The organism is Micromonospora sp. CA-111912 (genome assembly GCF_050948415.1).
Classification (GTDB): domain Bacteria; phylum Actinomycetota; class Actinomycetes; order Mycobacteriales; family Micromonosporaceae; genus Micromonospora.
Genome location: NZ_CP192007.1, coordinates 5,068,142 through 5,087,632 on the forward strand (window position 1 = coordinate 5,068,142; position 19,491 = coordinate 5,087,632).

Consider the following 19,491-nt stretch of genomic DNA (forward strand, 5'->3'; position numbering starts at 1 on the left):
CTCCGCGCCGCCCCTCAGGTGGCCTCGCGCCCACCGGCGTCGCCGTCGGCGGGCTCCGTCCCATCGGTCCCGCCGGCACCGTCGAGCAGCCGGGCCGCGTCGGTGCGGCCACGGAGGGTACCGGTCTGGTAGGAGCTCATCATCCGGCGGACCTGCTCCGGCGGCCGGATCGTGTCCTCGTCGTCGTCCACCTGCTGCGCGGACGGATCCTCCCGCAGCTCGGGCACGATGTTCGCCTGCCGGACCCGCACCGGCAGCCCGGAGCCGGTCCGCTGCGCCGGGGTCAGCCCGGCCGACGCGTCCGGGGCGTGCGGGCTGTCCGGGGCCGGCGGGCCGGCCTCGTCCGCGACCGGCCGGGGCGCGGTCATCGGGAACCCGCCCGGCACGGTCGGCGCGTCCAACGCCGACTGCCCGGCCGGGCGGCGCGGGCGTACCGGCAGCCCCGCGCCCTCCCCGGCCGGCGCGTCCAGGGTGGCCGGAGCCGTGCGCGGGCGCGCGCGGGTGGGCAGGGCCGGTCCGCCGCCGGCCGCGGCGGGCTCCGGTGCCGGCGGCGCGACCGGGGCCGTCACGGGCTCCGCCACCGCGACGGGCGCGGCCGGGCGGGCGGCGGGCCTCTCGGCCGTCGGGACCGGCGGGGCCACCGCGAGGGGGGCGGACGTCCCCGGCAGGCCGGGACGCTCCGGGGCGACGGCGTCGCCGTTCGGGTCGGCGACCATGTCCGGCGGGATCAGCACGACCGCGGTGGTGCCGCCGTACGGCGACTCCTTGAGCTGCACCCGGACGCCGTGCCGCTCGGTGAGCCTGCTGACCACGTACAGCCCGAGCCGGGCGGCGTTGGCCAGGTTCAGCTCGGACCGGTCCACGATCCGGTGGTTCGCGGCGGCGAGGTCATCGTCGCCCATCCCGAGGCCCCGGTCCTCGATCTCCAGGACGAAGCCGTTGGCCACCATCTGGCCGCGCACCTCGACGGTGGTGTGCGGGGGCGAGAAGGACAGGCCGTTCTCGATCAGCTCGGCCAGCAGGTGGATGACGTCGCCGACGGCCCGGCCGGCCAGCGACACCGCCCCCAGCGGCAGCACGTTGACCCGGGTGTAGTCCTCCACCTCGGCGACCGCGCCGCGCACCACGTCGACCATCGGAACGTTGCGTCGCCAGGCCCGGCCCGGGGTGGAGCCGGAGAGCACGATCAGGTTCTCGGCGTTACGCCGCATCCGGGTGGCGAGGTGGTCGACCCGGAACAGGTCCTCCAACTCCTCGGCGTCATGCTCGCGCCGTTCCATCGCGTCGAGCAGGGTGAGCTGGCGGTGCACCAGGGCCTGGGTGCGCCGGGCCAGGCTGAGGAAGACCTCACGGACGTTGCGGCGCAGCTCGGCCTGCTCGACTGCGGTGCGCAGCGCGGTCTCCTGGACCGCGTTGAACGCCTTGCCCACCTGCCCGACCTCGTCGTCGCCGAACTCCAGCGGTGGCGCCTCCTTGGCGACGTCCACCTCCTCGCCGTGGCCCAGCCGCTCGACCACGCTGGGCAGCTGGTCGTTGGCGAGCGTGAAGGCCGCCTCGCGCAGCCGCTCCAGCTGCCGTAGCAGCGCCCGGGCGGTGGTGATCGACACGATGATGGACGCCACGACGGCGAGCAGGCCCAGGCCGGTGGCGAGCACCAGCCGGATGACCACCATGACGGCGACCGGGACGGCCCGATCCACGACGTCGTCGCCGCCCTCGACCACCACCTCGCTCCACCGGGCCAGCGCCGGCGCCACGGACTCGTCCCACTCGGGGGCCTCGAACCCCAGCCGGGGGTCGCTGCCCCGGCTTTGGAGGATGCCGTCCTCCAGGGCGCGCAGCTTCTCGAACGCCGAACCGCCGACCATGGCGTCGTACCGCTGACGGTCGGCGGCCGGCAGCCGGCTCACCGCGAGGTCGGCGGCGAACCGCTGCGCGCCGATGATCTGGGCGACCTGGGCCCGCTCGGCGTCGGTCACCCGGCCCGCCGCGAGCACGCCGGTGAGCAGGGCGTCCTCCTGGGAGAGCAGCTCGCGGGCGCGGTTGAGCTCGATCAGCGCGGTGGTGTCCTCGGCGACCTGTTCGTCGTCGAGCAGGCCGAGGGCCGTGTAGACGTCGAAGATGGACCGCACCACACTGCCGTACGCGGTGAAGGTGGATGCCCGGTCCGCGCTACGGGCGTCCACCTCGGAGCGGGCCTGTCCCAGCCGGGACAACTGCCCGTAGGCCAGGTCGAGCCGCTGTTCCAGGGTGTCGCTGGCGGCCACGGCGGTGAGCCATTCGCCGGACGACTCGCGGAACGCCGCCGCCAGCTCGTCGGTGCGCCGCCGCTCCGCGCCCAGCGTTTCCCGCCGCGCGTCGTCCGGTCGCCCGAGGTACGCCAGCGATGTCCGGCGTTCCCGCTGCAACTGGAGCACCAGCGTCTCGCTCGGCTCGGACACCGACTCGTTGAGCGTCTGCACACCGAGGAGGTTGAACCCGTCCCGCACGGTCACCCACGCCGCGAAGGCCCAGAGCGCGACGAGCGACGCCAGCAGAGCGACGACTTTGGTACGGAGATTCGTACTGCGGGAACGCATCACACCGTCCTGGCCGGGTGTTCGAGGGGGATGCCGGAGCGCCCGTGGCCGGTACACCGTCGGCCACGGGCGCACGCTAGCAGCGTCCGATTGTTCACTCAAGCGGCACTGATCAACGAGGGCGTCCGATTCCCGGGTCCCTCGGCGGTGCCGTCGCCGGCCCCGGCGCGGACGAGATGGCGGGCGGCGATGACGGCGGCGCGGACGATCACGGCGGGCCGGTACAGGTCCTTGTCGTGCCAGAGCGCGGGCTCCCCGTCGCGTCCCTCCATGGTGGCCAGGTAGCACCGGGCGTGCCCGAGCGCCGCCCCGACGCCGGCCGGCGCGGCCGGCCCGGCGGCGTGCAGGGCGTGCACGGCGTACGCGGTCTCCTCGACCGTGCCGCCCCAACGCCCCCAGGAGCCGTCGGCGCGCTGCCCCGCCAACACCCACCCGGCCGCCCGGGTCACCGCGCCCGCCACGGCCGCCCCCCGGCCGTAGCCAGCCAGTGCGAGCACCGCACAACTCGTGGCGTAGTACGGCGAGGCGTGCCAGCGGTCGGACCACCGACCGTCGGGCTGCTGCCGCTCGACGAGCCAACCGGTGAGCCGCCGCACCACCTCGGCGAGCCGGGCGTCGTCCGGTGCCCGGTGCCCCAGGTGCCAGCCGAACGCGTCGAGCACGTGGGCGTTGGTGGTGACCGAGGCCCCGTCCTCCCCCCGCCAGGTGCAGAAGTGCTCGCCGGTGTCGTATCCCCAGAGGCTGTCCGGGCCGACCGGGCGGCCGAGCCGGGCCAACGCGTACAGGGTCACGGCGGTGGTGTCGGCGTCGGCGGGCAGGCCGGGGGCGGTGGCGGTGCCGGCGGGACCGACCGTCGCCACCAGGCCGGCCAGCAGCCGGGGCGGGACCGGCAGCGCGATGCCGGCCCGGCTCATCGTGCTCAGCGCCCAGGCCCGCTCGAACACGGTGATCGGGGTGGCGCAGGGCACCGGCCCGCCCTGCTGACGGGCCACGTCCTCCAGGTAGGACACCGCCGCGCGGACCCCGGCCCCGGGGACGGGCACGCCGAGCCAGGCCGCGGTGGCCGCCGGCGAGGCACCGACGGTGCCCGGCCCGACGGGGGCGACGTCGGCGGCGCGGTGGGCCGCCGGGCCGCCGACCTCCAGGGCGTGCAGCAGCTTCTCCGGCAGCGGCCGGCCGGCGGTGAGCAGCGCGCGGACCCGGTCGAGCCGTACGCCATCCAGCCCCGACGGCAGCGGCAGCGCCCGGGAGTCGCGCCAGGCGGTCAGGCCGGGCAGCGGGTCGGCACGCAGCGCGTCGAGGTGCGCGTTGAGCGAGCCGACCAGCGCCGGGACGGTCAGGTCGGTGGCCGGCAGGTCGGGCAGCTCGGGGCCGGCCGGGCCGGTGAGCCGGGCGTACAGGACCCGCAGGCCGCCGTCGACGGCCCGGGTCAGCCGCTCGGCGGCGCGGGGCTCGCGCAGCCAGGCGGCGTCGCCGCGACGTAGGGCGGTGAGCAGCGCCTCGGTGGCGCTCAGCGTCGGCACCAGGGCGTACCCCTCCGGGCCGCCCCACGCCCCGTCCGGGCGCTGGGCGTCCAGCAGGTACGCGATCCGCTCCACGTGGTGGGTCAGCCACGGCGCGAGGCCGACCAGGCGGGCGGTCTCGTAGACCGACACGGAGGACTGCCCCGAGGAGGTGAGGGTCATCGCGGAGACCAACTCGCGGGCGTCGGTCGCGGACTCCGGGTCCCGCGGGGGCGGTTGGGCGGCTCCGTCGCCGGTGGCCTGCGAGGGCCGGTGGGCGGTGCTCCCGGACCCGCCGTCGCGGCGGGTCCACGACCGGACGGCCGTCACCGTTCCCCCCAGAAGTCGGCCGACCGGTAGAAGCCGCTGCTGAAGCCGATCTGCCGGGACAGGTACGCCGCCTGCAACGGGCAGCCGCCGGCCAGCGGGGCGAGCAGCTCGGTGCACCGCTCGACCAGCTCGACGATGCGCTGGTCCACCTCGGCGCGGTCGGCGACGAGGAGCAGGGCGTTCAGGTCCCCCCACTGGAGGTCCCGCTCGTAGGTGGCCAGGTCGTTGACCAGCCGCAGCACCCGCTGAACCTCGTCGCTGACCGTGACCAGCCGGTCGAGCCGCCGGTGCGTCTCGGCGTCCCCCGTCCAGATCCAGTGCGCGACGTTGACCACGGTGCAGGCGAGGTTGTCGGCGTTGTCGAGGTACTCGGCGAAGCCGGGCAGCGGCGCGCCGTCACGCTCCCGGCCGGTCTTCCAGTCCCACTCGCGGGCCATCGCGGTGACCGTCCGGCGTACCGCCGCACGCCAGGCGTCGCCCAGTTCGGCGAAGGCCGGGACCCCGGCCAGCTCGTCGCGCAGCTCGGCGAGCAGGCGGCCCAGCGGGTCGTCGGCGTCCGGGCTGGCGCCGTCGGCGACCGCCAGGGCGCCGGCCACCACCCGGTCGACGTCCGCCCGGGACTTCGCCAGGTAGTCGATCTGAAAGTCCAGGGCGAACCCCCACAGCACGGCCCGGTTGGTCAGTCGCAGCTGCTCGGCGGTGCACCAGGGTGCCCCGAAGGCGATGGCCAGGGCGATGTTGCTGAACAGGGTGCCGTCGAAGGGCGGGCCGGAGAAGAGGTCCGGGTACCGGGCGGCCTGCCGTTGCAGGTCCCGCTGCCCCTTGGCGGCGAGCGCGCAGATCCGGCCCTGCTCGGCGGCGGCGGAGAGCTGGTCGGGCAGCACCGCCGAGGGGCGGGCGGAGACGTTCATGCGACGCCCACGGGGTGGGTCGGGCGCAGTTCCAGCTCCACGCGGTCCTTGGTGCGCAGCGCGGCGGCGAGTTGCATGGTGGGCAGGCGTGGGCTGTGCACTCGCAGCCGGTAGCGGCTCAGCATGTTGGCCACGATCAGTTGTGCCTCCAGATAGAACAGGTGCATCCCCAGGCACTGGTGCGGCCCGCCGCCGAAGGGGAAGAAGGCGTACCGGTGCCGGGCCCGGACCCGGTCCGGGGCGAACCGGTCCGGGTCGAAGACCTCGGGTCGCTCCCAGTACCGCTCCAGCCGCTGGGTGATCAGCGGGCTGACCAGCAGCGTCGCCCCCTCCTCCAGCTCCACCCCGCCGAGGGAGACCGACCGGACCACCTGTCGGGGGGCCAGCCAGGCCACCGGGTAGAGCCGGATCAGCTCGTCCAGCACCATCCGGGTGTAGCGCAGCTGCGGCAGGTGCTCCGGGCCGACCCGGTCGCCACCGACCACCTGGTCGATCTCCTCCTGGAGCCGGGCGGCGACCTCGGGCGAGCGTTCCAGGTGCGGCCAGAGCCAGGTCAGCACGTTGATGGTCGTCTCGGTGGTGACCGCGACCATCGCGACGGTGTCGTTGCGGACCTGCCGCTCGTCCAGTGGTTGCCCGTCGTCCGTGGTGCCCCGCCACAGGGTGGAGATGATGTCGTCGCCGCCGTGCGCGGCGGTGGCCCGCGCCGAGCGGACGATGGGCACCAGCACCTCGTCGATACGCCGGACGGCCTCGCGGAAGGTCCGGTCGCCCGGCATGGGCAGCGAGAGCGGGACGAACGGCACCAGCACCCGGGGGATGACCGAGGTGGCGATCGAGTCCTGTGCCTCGATGACGCGCAGCGCGTCGGAAACCGAGATGCGGTCGGCGAACAACGCCTTCATCATCGCCCGGCAGACGATCCGGGCCTGTTCGGCGCCGATGTCCACCGGGCGGCCGGCCAGGGCCGGGGCGTCCAGCTCGGCGACCGCGTCGGCGATCGTCTCGGCGATCCCGCCCATCATCGCCTCGACCCGTCTGGCCGTGAACAGGGGCTGGAGGATGCGCCGGCTGTCCGACCACGCCGGACCGTCGCTGAGGATGCCATCGCCGAACAGCCGGCGCAGCGGGCCCCAGAACGGGCCGTCACCGGCGCGGCCGAAGTTGTCGGCCCGATCGCCCAGCACCTGCTGCACGTGGGCCGGGTCGGTAACCAGATAGGGGCGGAACGAACCGAGGTTGAGCCGGATGACCTCGCCGGCGGCGCGCTCGCCGAACCCGAGCAGGGCCCGAACCGGGTCTCGTGCCAGGCCCGGCAGTACGTGCCACGGTGGAACGGATCTCGCTCGCCGGGCGCGGGTCGGGGCGGTGTGTGGGGTTGCCACGGCTGGTTGAGCTCCCCTTATCGCAATGCGTCGCGGGACGACTGTGCAAAGTCACGGTCTGCCCGAGCATGCCATTGAGCAGGGCAACTTCTCCATAGGCAAGGGGAGAAATTTTCGCGGACGAAATTTGACGAGTCCACAAAAGGCCCGGCGTGGGCCTCCTACCAGTGCAGATCCCGCCGGCAGCGCCACTGGTCCGCGACCGGCCGGTAACCGAGCCAGGCGTTGAGGCCGAGCATCGCGTCGTTGCCGGCGTCGTTGACCGTCACCGCCTGGCGGAACCCGGCCGCCCTGGCCCGGGCCAGGGCGGCGTGCTTGACGAGCCGGGCCAGGTCGCGCCGCCGGTACGCCCGCCGGGTGCCGGTCATCCCGGACTGGTGCCGGTCCCGGCCGTCGGTCAGCGCCACGGTGAACGCGGCCACCTCCCCGTCCACCACGGCCACCGTGGTCAGCGCCCGGTCCAGGTCGGGGCGGTCCCAGTAGGCTGCCAGCCAGTCGGCATACCCGATCTCGTCCATCCCGACCTCGCCCGGTTCGTCCCGCGCCGCGTCCAGGTCGACCTCATACAGCGGGCGCGGGTCGGGCAGGTCGGCTGCGCTGAGCACCCGGACGCCCCGCGTCGGCACCGGCGCCGGCGGCAGCGGCGCCGCCAGGTCGCGGACCAGCAGCCGGGAGCGCCGGCCGCGCCGGTATCCGCGCCGCCCGGCGAAGGCCAGGTCCGCAGGCACGTCGGCGACCGTCGCGTACGCCGTCCGGACGCCGAGCCCGGCCAGCCGACGCTCGGCGGCGGCGAGCAGGGCCGACCCGGCCCCCCGGCCCCGCCGGTCCGGGCGCACCGCCAGGTTGACGAACCCCAGCCCGGGCTCGGCGCTCTCGTGCAGCAGCCCGGTGCGCGCCAGCCCGACCGGCACGCCGTCGACCTCGGCCACCAGGGCGCCGAACCGCTCGGCGGCCCGGACGCCGCCGACCTGCCAGCGGATCAACGCAGGGGTGGCCACCCGGTGCGGCTGGGTCGCCCGGAGCACCTCGACGGCGGGGTCGGTGTCGGCATCGGTGAACGGCCGCACGGTGAGCGTCATGGTGTGGCAACGTATCGTAGCCGCCCGGCCCGCGCGACAGCTCTCGGCGGGCCGGCGCGCGGGAGAGGCGGGCACGCCCCCGGCCGCTGTGCCAGGCTCAGGGCATGGACGACAAGACCATTCTGAACCGGATCTCCGAGCTGGTCGACGAGGAGCACCGGCTCCGCTCGACGGCGCAGGCCCACGAGTCCGGCACCGAGGGCGACCGGGACCGGCTGCGCGCGCTGGAGGAGTCCCTGGACCAGTGCTGGGACCTGCTGCGCCGGCGGCGGGCCGCGCGCGAGACCCACGGCGACCCCGACGCCTCGGGGGTACGCCCCAGGCCGGAGGTGGAGCGGTACCTGCAGTAGCCGACCCCGGGGACGGACGGCGCACCGCCCGTCCCCGGAGCCAACGGCCGACTCAGCGGATGCCGGCCTCGCGCAGCAACAACCCGGTCAGGGCGGCCGGGTCGGTCCGCTCGGCCGGCAGGCCGCGCGCCGCGAACCAGGCCGCCACCACCCGCACGTCCCGGGCCAGGAACTCCGGGCCCTGCGGGTTGGCCACCACGTCGACCACCTGCGGCAGGTCGATCATGACCAGCCGCCCGTCGTGCACCAGCAGGTTGTACGGGGACAGATCCCCGTGGGCGTGGCCGGCCCGGGCCAGCACCACCAGTGCGTCGACGAGCTGCTCCCACAGGGAGCACAGCTCGGCCGGCTCGGGGCGACACTGGGCCAGCCGGGGCGCCGCCCGCCCCTCGGCCGGGTCACCCACGAACTCCAGCATCAGCTCGGTGCCGATCAGCTGCACCGGATACGGCACGGCGATCCGGCCGTGCGCCGCGCCGATCTCCCAGAGCCGGGACAGGGCGGCGAACTCGGCGGCGGCCCACTGCCCCGCGATCATCTGCCGGCCGAACGCGGTCCGCCCGGCCATCGCCCGGTTCTCCCGGGACCGGCGCACCCGGCGGCCCTCCAGGTAGCCCGCGTCCCGGTGGAACATCCGGTGCTGGGCGTCCCGGTAGCGCTTGACCGCCAGCAGGCAGGACCGGTCGGTCTCCGGCACGGCGCGGCGGACCAGGTGGACGTCCGCCTCCTTGCCGGTCTTGAGCACGCCCAGCTCGGTGTCCCGGGCTGCCAGCTCGGTGACCAGCCAGGCCGGGTGCGGCTCGGGGCCGTGCACGGCCCGGTCCCAGCTCGACCAGGCGTCGTTCGGGGCCTGGTCGCCGGGGACGTCGTCGTCGGGGGTGTGGTCCGGATCGGTCAGGACCGGCTCGGCGGGCCGGCCACGCTTCAGGAACTGCGGTTCGTCGTCGTCGAAGCGGCTCTTGCCGCGGGTCCGGCGCCCGCGCGCCGGGAAGTCATCGTCACGCACTGTGCTGGTGATCCCTTGATCGAGGCTGGTGGAGGCAGGTGGAAACGCCCTGCGAAGACGGCCATGACCGACCTCCTCTCCTCGACCGGGAACACCCCGGCTGCGCACTCGCGCGGCACCATGCTCGGCCGCGCCGACCCGATTTGCAACCGGTTTACCCGCCCGCCGACGCCGGCCCGGAACGACGGGGCCCGGGCGGGCGCACCGCCGCAGCCCGGAGGACTCAGGCGGCGAGCACCGTGGCGACGGCGGCGATCAGGCCGTCCACGGTGAACGTCGGGGCGAAGCGGGTGTCCGTCCAGGCCCGGCCCCGGTGCAGCCAGACGCTGGGCAGACCCACCGCCGCCGCCCCGCCGATGTCCGCCTCCGGGCTGTCCCCCACCACCCAGGCACCGTGCAGCGGCATCCGGACCCGCCGGGCCGCCAGCGCGAAGATCCTCGGGTTGGGCTTACTGACCCCGACCTCCTCGGAGATCACCCAGTCGGCGACAAACCGGTCGAGGCCGGTGCGGCGGATCATCGCGTCCTGCTGGCGTACGGCGCCGTTGCTGACCACCACCGGCATCCAGCCGGCCCCGTCGGCGATGCGCAGCGCGCAGGCCACCAGCGGGTCCAGGCGGCTGTTGGCCAGTACCCCGTCGTGCAGCTGCTCGACCATGTCGATCGAGGGGATGAGCAGCCCGTACCGGTCCCGGATCGCGTCCGCGACGTCCCAACGGTCGGTCAACCCGTCGGCGTCGACGGACAGCAGCCAGTCGATGTCGGTGGCCGGGGCGCCCACACCGTCGAGAAAGCGCTCGCCCCAGGCACGGAACGGGCCGGCCCGGTCGAGCAGGGTGTTGTCCAGATCCAACAGGAGCAACGGCACTCGGGCACCATAAGGCAGAGGAGCCGCCGGCCGACAGGGTCAGCCTGCGGCCACCTCGGTCAGCTCAGCCGCGCAGCGCCGCGCGGGTCGCCCCGGCGTCGGCGGGAAGATCGGCCAGCATGGAGTGCTCCGCCCGGGTGTCCGCGAGCACCGCCGGGTCGAGGACGGCCACCAGCACGTCCTCGCCGGTGTCCGCGCCCCGGGCCAGCGGCCGGCCCTGCGGGTCGTAGACCGCCGCACCGCCGTTGAACCGCCACGGGTCCACGCCGTCGACGGCGTTGGCGAACACGACGAACATGGTGTTGTCCAGGGCCCGCGCCGCGTAGTAGAGGTCCCTGCGATGCGCGGAGCCGGTGAGGTAGCCGCTCGGGCAGAGGTAGCCGTGCGCCCCGTCGGCCGCAGCGGCGCGGGCGTGCTCGGGGAAGCAGCCGTCGTAGCAGATGCCCAGGCCGAACCGCCAGTCGTCGACGAGCAGGGTCGCCCCACGCCGGCCGGGCTGGAACAGCTCGCGCTCGTCGCCCCAGAGTTGCTGCTTGTCGTACGCCGCGCGGGCGACGCCGCTGCGGTCGACGACCAGGGCGGAGACGGTCCGCCGGCCGTCCGGGTGCCGGACCGCCGCGCCGACCACCACGACCGCGGCGCCGTCGCGGGCCGCGGCCCGCAGCGGGTCGAGCCGGGCGTCGTCCACCGTGCCGTCCCCGGCCGCCGCGAGGTCGGTGCCGGCCGGGTCGGCGGCCAGCGTCGGCAGGTGGTACGCGGGCAGGAACAGCTCCGGCAGCACCACCACCCGCGCGCCCTCGGCGACGGCCCGGCCGGTGAGCCGGGCGGCGGTGGTGGCGTTGCCGGCGACGTCCCCGGGCACCGGGTCGGCTTGGACGGCCGCCACGGTCAGCGGCGCGGCGGGGGTAGCGGGGGGCGTCATCACCGGGCGATCGTAGCCGGCCGCAGGGCGGTCGATCATCGCGCGCGGCCCGCCGGCACCCGTCGCCGCTGCGGGCGGCCTCCCGCCACCGCCTCCAAGCCGTACGTACGGTTTGCAGAGCGTCCGGGCACCTGACACGATCAGCCCGTGCCCAGAGTAAGTCAGGACCAGCTCGACGCCCGCCGGCAGGAGATCCTCACCGCAGCCCGGGCGTGTTTCGCCCGGCACGGATACGAGGGCGCCACGGTTCGGCGGCTCGAGGAGGCCACCGGGCTCTCCCGCGGCGCCATCTTCCACCACTTCCGGGACAAGGACTCGCTCTTCCTGGCGGTGGCCGAGGACGACGCGGCGGCCATGGTGGAGACGGTCGCCCGCAACGGCCTGGTCCAGGTGATGCGGGACCTGCTGGCCCGGGCCGTCTCGCCCGACACCACCGGCTGGCTGGGCAGCCAGCTGGAGGTGTCCCGGCGGTTGCGCACCGACCCCTCGTTCGCCCGGCGCTGGGCCGAGCGCTCCGCCGCCATCGCCGAGGCCACCCGGGAGCGGTTGGTCCGCCAGCGGGAGGCCGGCGTGCTCCGCCAGGACGTGCCGATCGACGTGCTGGCCCAATTCCTCGAACTCGCCTACGACGGCCTGGTGCTGCACCTGGCGATGGGGCGCCCGGCCGGCGACCTGGGCCCGGTGCTCGACCTGGTCGAGGAGGCCGTCCGTCGCCGCTGACCGGCACCCGCCCGGCCCGGTCTCGGTCCGGTAACTGCGCTTTCCGGCCGAGGCCCACCATGGCGGGCCTGTTCCACAATGGGGTCGCGTTCCCTCGCGCGACAGGAGAGCAGCATGACCGTCATCGCGGCGCCCGGCGACACCTGGGGCATCTCCGGTCCCACCTTCCTCTGGGTCTACCTGCTGGCGGCCCTCGTGGTCGTCGTCGGCTCGATCGTGCACCGGCGCCGGGTCCTCGCCGGCCCCCCGGCCGCCGACGTCGGCCAGCTCGGTCCCCAGCAGGTGGCCTTCCTCAACGGCGGCAACCAGCTCGCGATCTGGACCTCGCTCGGCGGCCTGCGCGGCACCGGGATCGTCGGCGTCAAACCCAACCGGCGGCTGTCGGTCGGCGGCCAACTGCCGCCCGGGTCCACCCCGCTGGACCGGGCGGTCCACCACGCCGCCAGCCGCAACCTGTACGCCAGCGAGCTGGGCCGCGACGGGTGGGTGCTGCGGGCGCTCGAACAGCTGCGTGACGGCCTGCAGCGGCAGGGCCTGGCGCTGACGCAGGCGCAGCGGCTCTCCGCCCGACGCGGGTCGTTCCTGCTGCTCTCGCTCGTGCTGCTCGGCGTTGCCCGGGTCGTCGCCGGGCTGGCCAACGACCGCCCGGTCGGCTTCCTGTTCCTCGTCCTGCTCCCGGTGGCCGTCGCGGCCGCGCTGATCGCCCGGGTGCCCTGGCGGACCCGGGCCGCCGACGTCGCCCTGCGCGAGCTGCGCCGGCGCAACCTGCACCTCGCCCCCGATTCCGCCCCGGCCTACGCCACCTACGGAGCGGCCGGTGCGGCGCTGGGCGTCGCCCTGTTCGGTACCGCCTCGCTCTGGGCGATGGACCCGGGCTTCGCCGAGCAGGCCGAGATCCAGCGGCAGGCGCTCTCCTCCGGTGGCTCCTCCAGCGGCGGCACCTCGTGCGGCGGCGCGGGGAGTTCGTGCAGCGGTGGCAGCTCCTGCGGCGGCGGGGGCGGTTGTGGAGGCGGGTGCGGCGGATGACCGGCCCGGCAACCGCCACGACCGACCCGGGTGCCCGGGCGGGCCGGGACGCGGGCGAGGCGGCCGGGGGCGGCCCGGGTCCCGCCGGGGTCGGCATCGGTTGGCGGCCGGAGATCGCCGGCTTCGTGGCCGAGCTGCCGGGGCTGCGGTTCGTCGAGGTGGTGGCGGAGGCCATCGCCCCGCAGGGGCCGCCGCCGGCCGGTCTCGCCGAACTGGTCGAGCGCGGCGTCACCGTCGTACCGCACGGTGTGCGGCTCTCCCTCGGCAGCGCGGAGCCGGTCGACCCGGCCCGGGTCGCCCACCTCGCGCGGGTCGCCGAACTGGTCGGGGCACCGCTGGTCAGCGAGCACATCGCCTTCGTCCGGGCCGGCGGGCTGGAGGCCGGTCACCTGCTGCCGCTGCCGCGCAGCCGGGAGGCCGTCGCCGCGGTGGTGGCAAACGTCCGCCGGGCGCAGGCCGAGCTACCGGTCCCCCTGGCGCTGGAGCCGATCGCGGCGCTGTTCGACTGGCCGGACGACGAGCTGGACGAGGCGGACTTCCTCACCGAGATCCTGGACGCCACCGGCGCGACGCTGCTGCTGGACATCGCCAACGTGCACGCCAACGCCCGCAACCGGGGCACGGACCCGCTCGCCCTGCTGGACCGGCTGCCGCTGGACCGGGTCGCGTACGTGCACGTCGCCGGCGGCGCCGAGCAGGGCGGCTTCTACCACGACACGCACACCGACCCGGTGCCGCCGGTCGTACTCGACCTGGTCGGCGCGCTGTGCGCCCGGCACCGCCCACCGGCGCTGCTGCTGGAGCGCGACGGACACTGGCCGCCCGCGCCGGAGCTGCGCGCCGAACTGGACGCGATCGCCGCCGCCTCCGGGTACCCGGTGGTGACGTGAGCCACGACCGGGGCCGCCCCGCTGCGTCCCACCGGCCCGGCGCCCTGGCCGCCCGGCAGGCCGAGCTGGTGGCGACCCTGGTCGCGGGCGGGCCGCTGCCGCCCGGGTTCGCCCCGGGGCCGGTCGACGCCGCCCGCCGGGCCCTGCTGCGCAAGCGGGCCGGCGACGTGGCCCGGCACTGGCCACTGCTCGCCGCCGGCCTCGGTGCGGCCTGGCCGGCGACGTTCGCCGGATGGGCCGCCGGCCGGCCCACCAACGGCTCGCTGCGCGACGGCTGGGACCTGGCCCGGGAGCTGCGCGAACGGGGCCAGCTGCCGCCGCTGGGCGCCGAGGAGCTGGCCGCCCGGGAAGCAGCCAGCCGTTACGACGGCGCGGGGGCGCCGCGCCGCCGCCGGCTGCCGGCCGTGGCCCGCACCGGCGGCGCCGTCGCCGTGCAGCTCGCCGGCCGGGTACGCCTGCTGCGCCCGGCCCGTCGCTGACCGACTCCCGCGTCGTACGGCAGGATCGGTCCCATGGATCTGGGACTCACCGACCGGGTGTACGTGCTGACCGGCGCCTCGCGCGGGCTGGGCTTCGCCACCGCCGAGTGTCTCGTCGCCGACGGGGCGCGGGTGGTCGTCTCCGCCCGGGCGCCCGAGCGGGTGGCCGAGGCGGTGCAGCGGCTCGGCGGCCCGGAACGGGCCATCGGGCTGGCCGCCGACCTGGCCGACCCGGCCACCCCCGACCGGCTGGTCGCCGCCGCCCGGGAACACTTCGGCCGGCTCGACGGCGCGCTGGTGTCGGTCGGCGGCCCACCCCCGGGCACGGCGGCCGGGGCGACCGACGCGCAGTGGCGCGAGTCCTTCGAGACCGTCTTCCTCGGCACCGTCCGCACCGCCCGGACGGTCGCCGCCGGGCTGTCCGACGGTGGCGCGATCGGACTGGTCCTGTCCAGCTCGGTGCGCAGCCCACTGGCCGGGCTGGGCATCTCCAACGGGCTTCGGCCGGGCCTGGCCGGGGTGGCCAAGGACATGGCCGACGAGTACGGCCCCCGGGGCGTGCGGGTCGTCGGCCTGCTCCCGGGGCGGATCATGACCGACCGGAACCGGGAGCTGCTCGCCGCCTCCGGGGATGCGGAGCGGGCCCGGGCCGAGGCCGAGGCCGGCATCCCACTGCGCCGCATCGGCGAGCCGGCGGAGTTCGGCCGGGTCGCCGCGTTCGTCCTCTCCCCCGCCGCCGGCTACCTGACCGGGATCACCCTCCCGGTCGACGGCGGCGCGCTGCGCGGCCTCTGATGCCCACCCGCGCCCCCGGGCCCAGCCGGCGGCCGACGCGGGAGGAGTTGGCCGCCGCGGCGGACCGGATCATCCCCGACGTCATCGCGCCGGGGCTGGCCGTGCTCTTCGTCGGGATCAACCCCGGGCTCTGGTCGGCGGCGACCGGCTGGCACTTCGCCCGGCCCGGCAATCGGTTCTGGCCGGCCCTGCACCGGGGCGGCTTCACACCCCGGCAGCTGCACCCGAGCGAGCAGGACGCGCTGCCCGCGTACGGGCTGGGCATCACCAACATGGTGGCCCGGGCCAGCGCCCGGGCCGACGAGCTGACCGCCACCGAGCTGGTCGACGGGGCGGAGCTCCTGGCCGACAAGGTGCGGCGGCACCGGCCTGCCTGGGTGGCGGTGGTCGGGGTGACCGCGTACCGGATCGGGTTCGGTCGGCCGAAGGCGGCCTTCGGGCCGCAGCCGGAACTGCTCGGCGACGCCCGGCTGTGGGTGCTGCCCAACCCGAGCGGGCTGAACGCCCACTTCACGGCGGAGACCCTGGGCGTGGCCTTCGGCGAGCTACGCGCCGCGACCGGCGGGCCGGCCTGACCCGGCCGGGTCAGGCCGGCAGACGGCCGCCGGTCAGTTGGCGGTGGCCGGGGGCATCGCCTCGTCGGCGACGTAGTTGGCCATCGGCATGGTGATCACCGTCTCCCGCCCGGTCGCGTCGACGTACGGCGCGGGCGACTCGGCCAACGCGAACTGGGTGCGGTACAGCTCGGCGTAGAGCCCGCCGACGGCGACCAGCTCCTCGTGCCGGCCCCGCTCGATGATCCGGCCCTCGTCGAGGACCAGGATCTGGTCGGCGTCCCGGACGGTGGAGAACCGGTGCGCGATCACCAACGCGGTACGCCCGGTCAGCGCCACCGACAGGGCCCGCTGCACCGCCGCCTCGCTCTCCGAGTCCAGGTGCGCGGTCGCCTCGTCGAGGATCACGATCGACGGGGCCTTGAGCAGCAGCCGGGCGATCGCGATGCGCTGCTTCTCGCCGCCGGAGAAGCGGTACCCCCGCTCGCCGACGGTGGTTTCCAGCCCGTCGGGCAACGACCGGACCAGGTCGGCGACCTGCGCCCCCGCGAGGGCCGCCCAGATCTCGTCGTCGGTGGCACCCGGTTTGGCGTAACGCAGGTTCTCGGCGATCGTCTCGTGGAAGAGGTGGGAGTCCTGGGTTACCACGCCGATCTCGTCGCGCAGCGAGGCGAGCGTGGCGTCCCGGACGTCGACCCCACCGACCAGCACCTGGCCCTCGCTGACGTCGTAGATCCGGGAGATCAGCATGGACAGGGTGGACTTGCCGGCGCCGGACGGGCCGACCAGGGCCACCATCTGGCCCGGCTCGACGGCGAACGAGACGCCCTTGAGTACCGGCTCGTTGACGGTGCGGTCCAGCGTGGTGACCTCCTCGAGGGAGGCCAGCGACACCTCGGCGGCGCTCGGGTAGCGGAACCGGACGTCGTGGAACTCGACCCGGCCGTTGCCGCGCGGCACGGCGACGGCGTCCGGCTTCTCCTCGATGCCGGGGCGCAGGTCGAGCACCTCGAAGACCCGGTCGAAGGAGACCAGCGCGCTCATCACGTCCACCCGGACGTTGGACAGCGCGGTCAGCGGGCCGTAGAGGCGGGTGAGCAGCAGCGCCAGCGTCACCACCGTGCCGGGGCTGACACTGCCGGTGACCGCAAGCCAGCCGCCGAGGCCGTAGGTGAGCGCCTGGGCCAGCGAGGCGACCAGCAGCATCGCCACGAAGAACGTCCGGGAGTACATGGCTGACTGGATGCCGATGTCGCGGACCCGCTCGGCCCGGCCGGCGAACCGGCGCGCCTCCACGTCGGGCGAGCCGAACAGCTTGACCAACAGCGCCCCGGCCACCCCGAACCGCTCGGTCATCGTGGCGCTCATCTTGGCGTTGAGGTCGTACGACTCGCGGGTGATGTCGGCCAACCGTCGGCCGACCCGGCGGGCCGGGATGATGAAGATCGGCAGCAGGATCAGCGACAGCACGGTGATCTGCCACGAGAGGGTCAGCATCACCACGGCGGTGAGCACCAGCTGGATGACGTTGCTGACCACCCCGGAGAGGGTGGAGGTGAACGCCCGCTGCGCCCCCATCACGTCGTTGTTGAGCCGACTGACCAACGCGCCGGTCTGGGTGCGGGTGAAGAACTGCAGCGGCATCCGCTGGACGTGGTCGTAGACCCGGGTCCGCAGGTCGAGGATGATTCCCTCGCCGATCCGGGCCGAGTACCACCGCTGGGCCAGCGAGAAGAGCGCGTCGGCGACCGCCAGGGCGGCGATGACCACGGCCAGCCGGACCACGGTCGACCCGGCGTCCGGGCCACTGCGACTGATTGCGTTGATCACGTCACCGGCGAGCACCGGGGTGGCGACGCCGATCACCGCGGCGATCACCACGGTGACCAGGAAGACGACCATGTCCCGCCGGTAGGGCCGGGCGAACTCGACGATCCGCCGGGCGGTGCCGCGCTTGAGCCGGTGGGCGGAGACCTCGTCCCGGTTGCGCATCGAGCGGATCATGTTCCAGCCGCCCATGCCGCCGTCAGACATCGCGCGTCACCTCCGGGTCGTGGGCGGACTCGTGCCGTCAGGTCGATTCTCCCGACGCGTACGACAACCTCGGCCGTAACCCAATTCTTCCCGGCCAGTCCTTACTGTCCGGGCCCGCCCGGCGAGACCGTTCCGGCCTGCCCGGGCGCGGCTATTCGCCGCGGCCGGCGAGGTCTCGGAGGCGGCGGGTCTGGGCCTCCCGCTCGGCCCGCTGCTGCTCGGCGTGGGACCGGCCGGCGGCGCCGGCGAGCAGCGCCTTGATCTCCACCACGGCGTTCCGGTCGTTGGCGAGCAGACCGGCGGTGAGGTCACGCACAGCGGCATCCAGCTCGGCGTTCGGCACCACCAGGGTGGCCAGCCCGAGCCGGTCGGCCTCGGCGGCGTCCATCCGCCGGCCGGTGGCGCAGATCTCCAGGGCGCGGGCGTAGCCGACCAGCTCGACCAGCCGCTTGGTGCCGGCCAGGTCGGGGACGAGGCCCAGGGTCACCTCGGCCATGGAGACCTTGGCGTCGGTGGCCAGCACCCGCAGGTCGCAGGCGAGCGCGAGCTGGAACCCGGCGCCGATGGCGTGCCCCTGCACGGCCGCCACCGAGATCACGTCTGGCCGATGAAGCCAGGTGAAGCCGCCCTGGTACTCCGCGATCCGGCCGGCGCACTCCTGCTCGGGCAGGGTGGCCAGCTCGGCGAAGGAGCCTGGGCCGGAGGCACCGGCCACCGACAGGTCGAGACCGGCGGAGAACGCCCGCCCCTCGCCGCGCACGACGACGACCCGCACGTCACCGGGCAGGTCGCGGGAGAAGTCGCTCATCGCGCGCCACATCGCCGGGGTCTGGGCGTTGAGCACGTCGGGCCGGCACAACGTGACCGTCGCGACCGGCCCGTCGCAGTCGAGTCGTACCCCGGCCGCGCCGGGGGTCACCGGGCGGCCCGGGGGACGGCGCTGGTGGACGACGTCGGTGGGCGGGTCACGCCTTCTTGCGACGCCGGGCACCGCCGCGCTGACGCAGCTGGACACCGGATTCGGTGAGCACCCGGTGGATGAACCCGTAGGAACGCCCGGTGGAGGCCGCGAGCGCGCGGATGCTCTCCCCCGAGGTGTACCGCTTTACCAGGTCCTTGGCGAGCGTCTGACGCTCGGCTCCGACGATCCGGCGACCCTTCTCAGTGCTGGTGGCTGTGCCAGTGGCTGCCATGCTGATTCCTCACGTCCCAGACTGTGCGGTTCGGATACGGTCCCACCTATTAGACCGCCTCGAACGATCATGCGCCAGATATCAACTATTCGCCAACCGACACGCTATGCAGTGTCGGTTAACCGATAGGGTGACGGTTGCGGACGGCTGACTGTGCCCCTGCGGGCGGCGGCCGGGGCGGGCGCGCGGCGGCCGTACCCTGCCTGGCGTGACCGACCTGATCGCGACCGCGGCCGCCGCGGCGCTGGTGTTCGCCGCCACCAACGTCGACGACGTCATCGTGCTGACCGTGCTCTTCGTGGCAGCCCGGAGCACCGGGCGGCCCCGGCCGTGGCACATCGTCGGCGGCCAGTACCTGGGCATCGGCGCGCTGGTCGCCGCCGCCGTGGTGGTCGCCGCCGGGCTGCTCGTGGTGCCCGACCCGTGGACCGGCCTGCTCGGCCTGCTGCCGATCGCGCTCGGCGTGCGCGCCCTGCTGGCCCGGAGCGGCGACGCCGAGCCGCCCGCCGTGGTCGGCGGGCTGCTGGGCGTGACCGGGGTGACGATCGCCAACGGCGCCGACAACATCGCCGTGTACGTGCCGGTGTTCCGCGCCCTCGACCCGGTCGACGCACTGGTCTGGCTGGTGGTGTTCGCCGCGCTGGTCGGGCTGTGGTGCGCGGTCGCCGCCGGCCTCGGCGGCCACCCGGCGGTGGTCCGGCTGGTCGGCCGGGCCGGCCACTGGCTGGTCCCGGCCGTCTTCGTCGCCATCGGCGTGGTGATCCTGGTCAGCTCCGGCGTGCTGACCCACCTGACCGCCTGATTCCGCCCCGCCGGGGGGTCATGGAGTGCGGCGCTTCGCGAAAGGTGCGTAAAGTCGCTTTCCGCC

At 75.0% G+C, this 19,491-nt stretch carries 19 protein-coding genes; 8 read left to right on the top strand and 11 right to left on the bottom strand.

The features are described from left to right. Nucleotides 1–14: 14 nt before the first annotated feature. The 5 genes from ACQPZO_RS20840 to ACQPZO_RS20860 all read right to left on the bottom strand — a co-directional run bounded on the left by ACQPZO_RS20840 (nt 15) and on the right by ACQPZO_RS20860 (nt 7,786). Nucleotides 15–2,579 (bottom strand): nitrate- and nitrite sensing domain-containing protein, encoded by a 2,565-nt coding sequence (locus tag ACQPZO_RS20840; protein WP_433343275.1) that lies wholly within the window; start codon nt 2,577–2,579, stop codon nt 15–17. Between the two features lie 98 nt (nt 2,580–2,677). After that, complete coding sequence (locus tag ACQPZO_RS20845) at nt 2,678–4,411, bottom strand: prenyltransferase (protein WP_433343276.1); 1,734 nt, start codon at nt 4,409–4,411, stop codon at nt 2,678–2,680. Then, nucleotides 4,408–5,322 carry a terpene synthase family protein gene (locus tag ACQPZO_RS20850; RefSeq protein WP_433343277.1) on the bottom strand — a complete coding sequence of 305 codons (915 nt, stop codon included), beginning with the start codon at nt 5,320–5,322 and terminating at the stop codon, nt 4,408–4,410. Before ACQPZO_RS20850 ends, ACQPZO_RS20845 begins: the two co-directional genes overlap by 4 nt. Next, entirely contained in the window at nt 5,319–6,707 is a 1,389-nt protein-coding gene (locus tag ACQPZO_RS20855) for a cytochrome P450 (protein WP_433343279.1), read from the bottom strand. The genes ACQPZO_RS20850 and ACQPZO_RS20855 overlap by 4 nt, the downstream gene beginning before the upstream one ends. Before the next feature lie 161 nt (nt 6,708–6,868). Next, complete coding sequence (locus ACQPZO_RS20860) at nt 6,869–7,786, bottom strand: GNAT family N-acetyltransferase (protein ID WP_433343281.1); 918 nt, start codon at nt 7,784–7,786, stop codon at nt 6,869–6,871. A 104-nt stretch (nt 7,787–7,890) separates the two neighbouring features. Here ACQPZO_RS20860 and ACQPZO_RS20865 point away from each other — a divergent pair, with 104 nt between their 5' ends. Beyond that, a complete protein-coding gene (locus ACQPZO_RS20865; protein WP_350888148.1) occupies nt 7,891–8,136 on the top strand; it encodes a DUF2630 family protein in 246 nt (81 codons plus the stop codon). Nucleotides 8,137–8,188: 52 nt separating this feature from the next. Here the strand turns inward: ACQPZO_RS20865 and ACQPZO_RS20870 are convergent, their stop codons facing one another. From ACQPZO_RS20870 to ACQPZO_RS20880, 3 genes are all read right to left on the bottom strand, one after another. Further along, nucleotides 8,189–9,142 carry a serine protein kinase RIO gene (locus ACQPZO_RS20870; protein ID WP_433343282.1) on the bottom strand — a complete coding sequence of 318 codons (954 nt, stop codon included), beginning with the start codon at nt 9,140–9,142 and terminating at the stop codon, nt 8,189–8,191. 223 nt (nt 9,143–9,365) lie between these two features. Beyond that, on the bottom strand, nt 9,366–10,010 hold the full coding sequence (locus ACQPZO_RS20875) for an HAD family hydrolase (protein ID WP_433343283.1): 645 nt from the start codon (nt 10,008–10,010) through the stop codon (nt 9,366–9,368). Between the two features lie 64 nt (nt 10,011–10,074). Further along, the gene (locus ACQPZO_RS20880; RefSeq protein WP_433343284.1) at nt 10,075–10,932 is read right to left on the bottom strand and encodes a carbon-nitrogen hydrolase family protein; all 858 of its coding nucleotides are present in this window, start codon (nt 10,930–10,932) and stop codon (nt 10,075–10,077) included. Nucleotides 10,933–11,079: 147 nt separating this feature from the next. On the opposite strand from ACQPZO_RS20880, the gene ACQPZO_RS20885 reads away from it, so the two are divergent. The 6 genes from ACQPZO_RS20885 to mug all read left to right on the top strand — a co-directional run bounded on the left by ACQPZO_RS20885 (nt 11,080) and on the right by mug (nt 15,417). Beyond that, the gene (locus ACQPZO_RS20885; RefSeq protein WP_433343286.1) at nt 11,080–11,652 is read left to right on the top strand and encodes a TetR/AcrR family transcriptional regulator; all 573 of its coding nucleotides are present in this window, start codon (nt 11,080–11,082) and stop codon (nt 11,650–11,652) included. Nucleotides 11,653–11,766: 114 nt separating this feature from the next. Further along, entirely contained in the window at nt 11,767–12,678 is a 912-nt protein-coding gene (locus ACQPZO_RS20890; RefSeq protein ID WP_433343288.1) for a TIGR04222 domain-containing membrane protein, read from the top strand. Beyond that, on the top strand, nt 12,675–13,568 hold the full coding sequence (locus ACQPZO_RS20895) for a DUF692 domain-containing protein (RefSeq protein WP_433343289.1): 894 nt from the start codon (nt 12,675–12,677) through the stop codon (nt 13,566–13,568). Before ACQPZO_RS20890 ends, ACQPZO_RS20895 begins: the two co-directional genes overlap by 4 nt. Continuing rightward, nucleotides 13,565–14,047 carry a hypothetical protein gene (locus tag ACQPZO_RS20900; RefSeq protein ID WP_433343290.1) on the top strand — a complete coding sequence of 161 codons (483 nt, stop codon included), beginning with the start codon at nt 13,565–13,567 and terminating at the stop codon, nt 14,045–14,047. The genes ACQPZO_RS20895 and ACQPZO_RS20900 overlap by 4 nt, the downstream gene beginning before the upstream one ends. Before the next feature lie 33 nt (nt 14,048–14,080). Continuing rightward, nucleotides 14,081–14,842 carry an SDR family oxidoreductase gene (locus ACQPZO_RS20905; RefSeq protein ID WP_433343292.1) on the top strand — a complete coding sequence of 254 codons (762 nt, stop codon included), beginning with the start codon at nt 14,081–14,083 and terminating at the stop codon, nt 14,840–14,842. Then, a complete protein-coding gene (gene mug / locus ACQPZO_RS20910) occupies nt 14,842–15,417 on the top strand; it encodes a G/U mismatch-specific DNA glycosylase (protein ID WP_433343293.1) in 576 nt (191 codons plus the stop codon). The genes ACQPZO_RS20905 and mug overlap by 1 nt, the downstream gene beginning before the upstream one ends. Nucleotides 15,418–15,450: 33 nt before the next feature. Here mug and ACQPZO_RS20915 read toward each other — a convergent pair whose 3' ends face one another. From ACQPZO_RS20915 to ACQPZO_RS20925, 3 genes are all read right to left on the bottom strand, one after another. Next, nucleotides 15,451–17,430 (bottom strand): ABC transporter ATP-binding protein, encoded by a 1,980-nt coding sequence (locus ACQPZO_RS20915; protein WP_433343295.1) that lies wholly within the window; start codon nt 17,428–17,430, stop codon nt 15,451–15,453. A 151-nt stretch (nt 17,431–17,581) separates the two neighbouring features. Further along, nucleotides 17,582–18,349 (bottom strand): enoyl-CoA hydratase/isomerase family protein, encoded by a 768-nt coding sequence (locus ACQPZO_RS20920; RefSeq protein ID WP_433343297.1) that lies wholly within the window; start codon nt 18,347–18,349, stop codon nt 17,582–17,584. A 46-nt stretch (nt 18,350–18,395) separates the two neighbouring features. Further along, the gene (locus ACQPZO_RS20925) at nt 18,396–18,623 is read right to left on the bottom strand and encodes a helix-turn-helix domain-containing protein (RefSeq protein ID WP_007462679.1); all 228 of its coding nucleotides are present in this window, start codon (nt 18,621–18,623) and stop codon (nt 18,396–18,398) included. Between the two features lie 208 nt (nt 18,624–18,831). Here ACQPZO_RS20925 and ACQPZO_RS20930 point away from each other — a divergent pair, with 208 nt between their 5' ends. Beyond that, entirely contained in the window at nt 18,832–19,425 is a 594-nt protein-coding gene (locus ACQPZO_RS20930) for a cadmium resistance transporter (protein ID WP_433343298.1), read from the top strand. The last annotated feature ends 66 nt before the right edge of the window (nt 19,426–19,491 follow it).

Bases quoted from the DNA above. Each gene is read 5' to 3' on its own strand.
- ACQPZO_RS20895 (WP_433343289.1), top strand. From the start codon at position 12,675: ATGACCGGCCCGGCAACCGCCACGACCGACCCGGGTGCCCGGGCGGGC.
- mug (WP_433343293.1), top strand. From the start codon at position 14,842: ATGCCCACCCGCGCCCCCGGGCCCAGCCGGCGGCCGACGCGGGAGGAG.
- ACQPZO_RS20860 (WP_433343281.1), bottom strand. From the start codon at position 7,786: ATGACGCTCACCGTGCGGCCGTTCACCGATGCCGACACCGACCCCGCC.
- ACQPZO_RS20880 (WP_433343284.1), bottom strand. From the start codon at position 10,932: ATGACGCCCCCCGCTACCCCCGCCGCGCCGCTGACCGTGGCGGCCGTC.
- ACQPZO_RS20865 (WP_350888148.1), top strand. From the start codon at position 7,891: ATGGACGACAAGACCATTCTGAACCGGATCTCCGAGCTGGTCGACGAG.
- ACQPZO_RS20840 (WP_433343275.1), bottom strand. From the start codon at position 2,579: ATGCGTTCCCGCAGTACGAATCTCCGTACCAAAGTCGTCGCTCTGCTG.
- ACQPZO_RS20915 (WP_433343295.1), bottom strand. From the start codon at position 17,430: ATGTCTGACGGCGGCATGGGCGGCTGGAACATGATCCGCTCGATGCGC.
- ACQPZO_RS20925 (WP_007462679.1), bottom strand. From the start codon at position 18,623: ATGGCAGCCACTGGCACAGCCACCAGCACTGAGAAGGGTCGCCGGATC.
- ACQPZO_RS20890 (WP_433343288.1), top strand. From the start codon at position 11,767: ATGACCGTCATCGCGGCGCCCGGCGACACCTGGGGCATCTCCGGTCCC.
- ACQPZO_RS20905 (WP_433343292.1), top strand. From the start codon at position 14,081: ATGGATCTGGGACTCACCGACCGGGTGTACGTGCTGACCGGCGCCTCG.
- ACQPZO_RS20850 (WP_433343277.1), bottom strand. From the start codon at position 5,322: ATGAACGTCTCCGCCCGCCCCTCGGCGGTGCTGCCCGACCAGCTCTCC.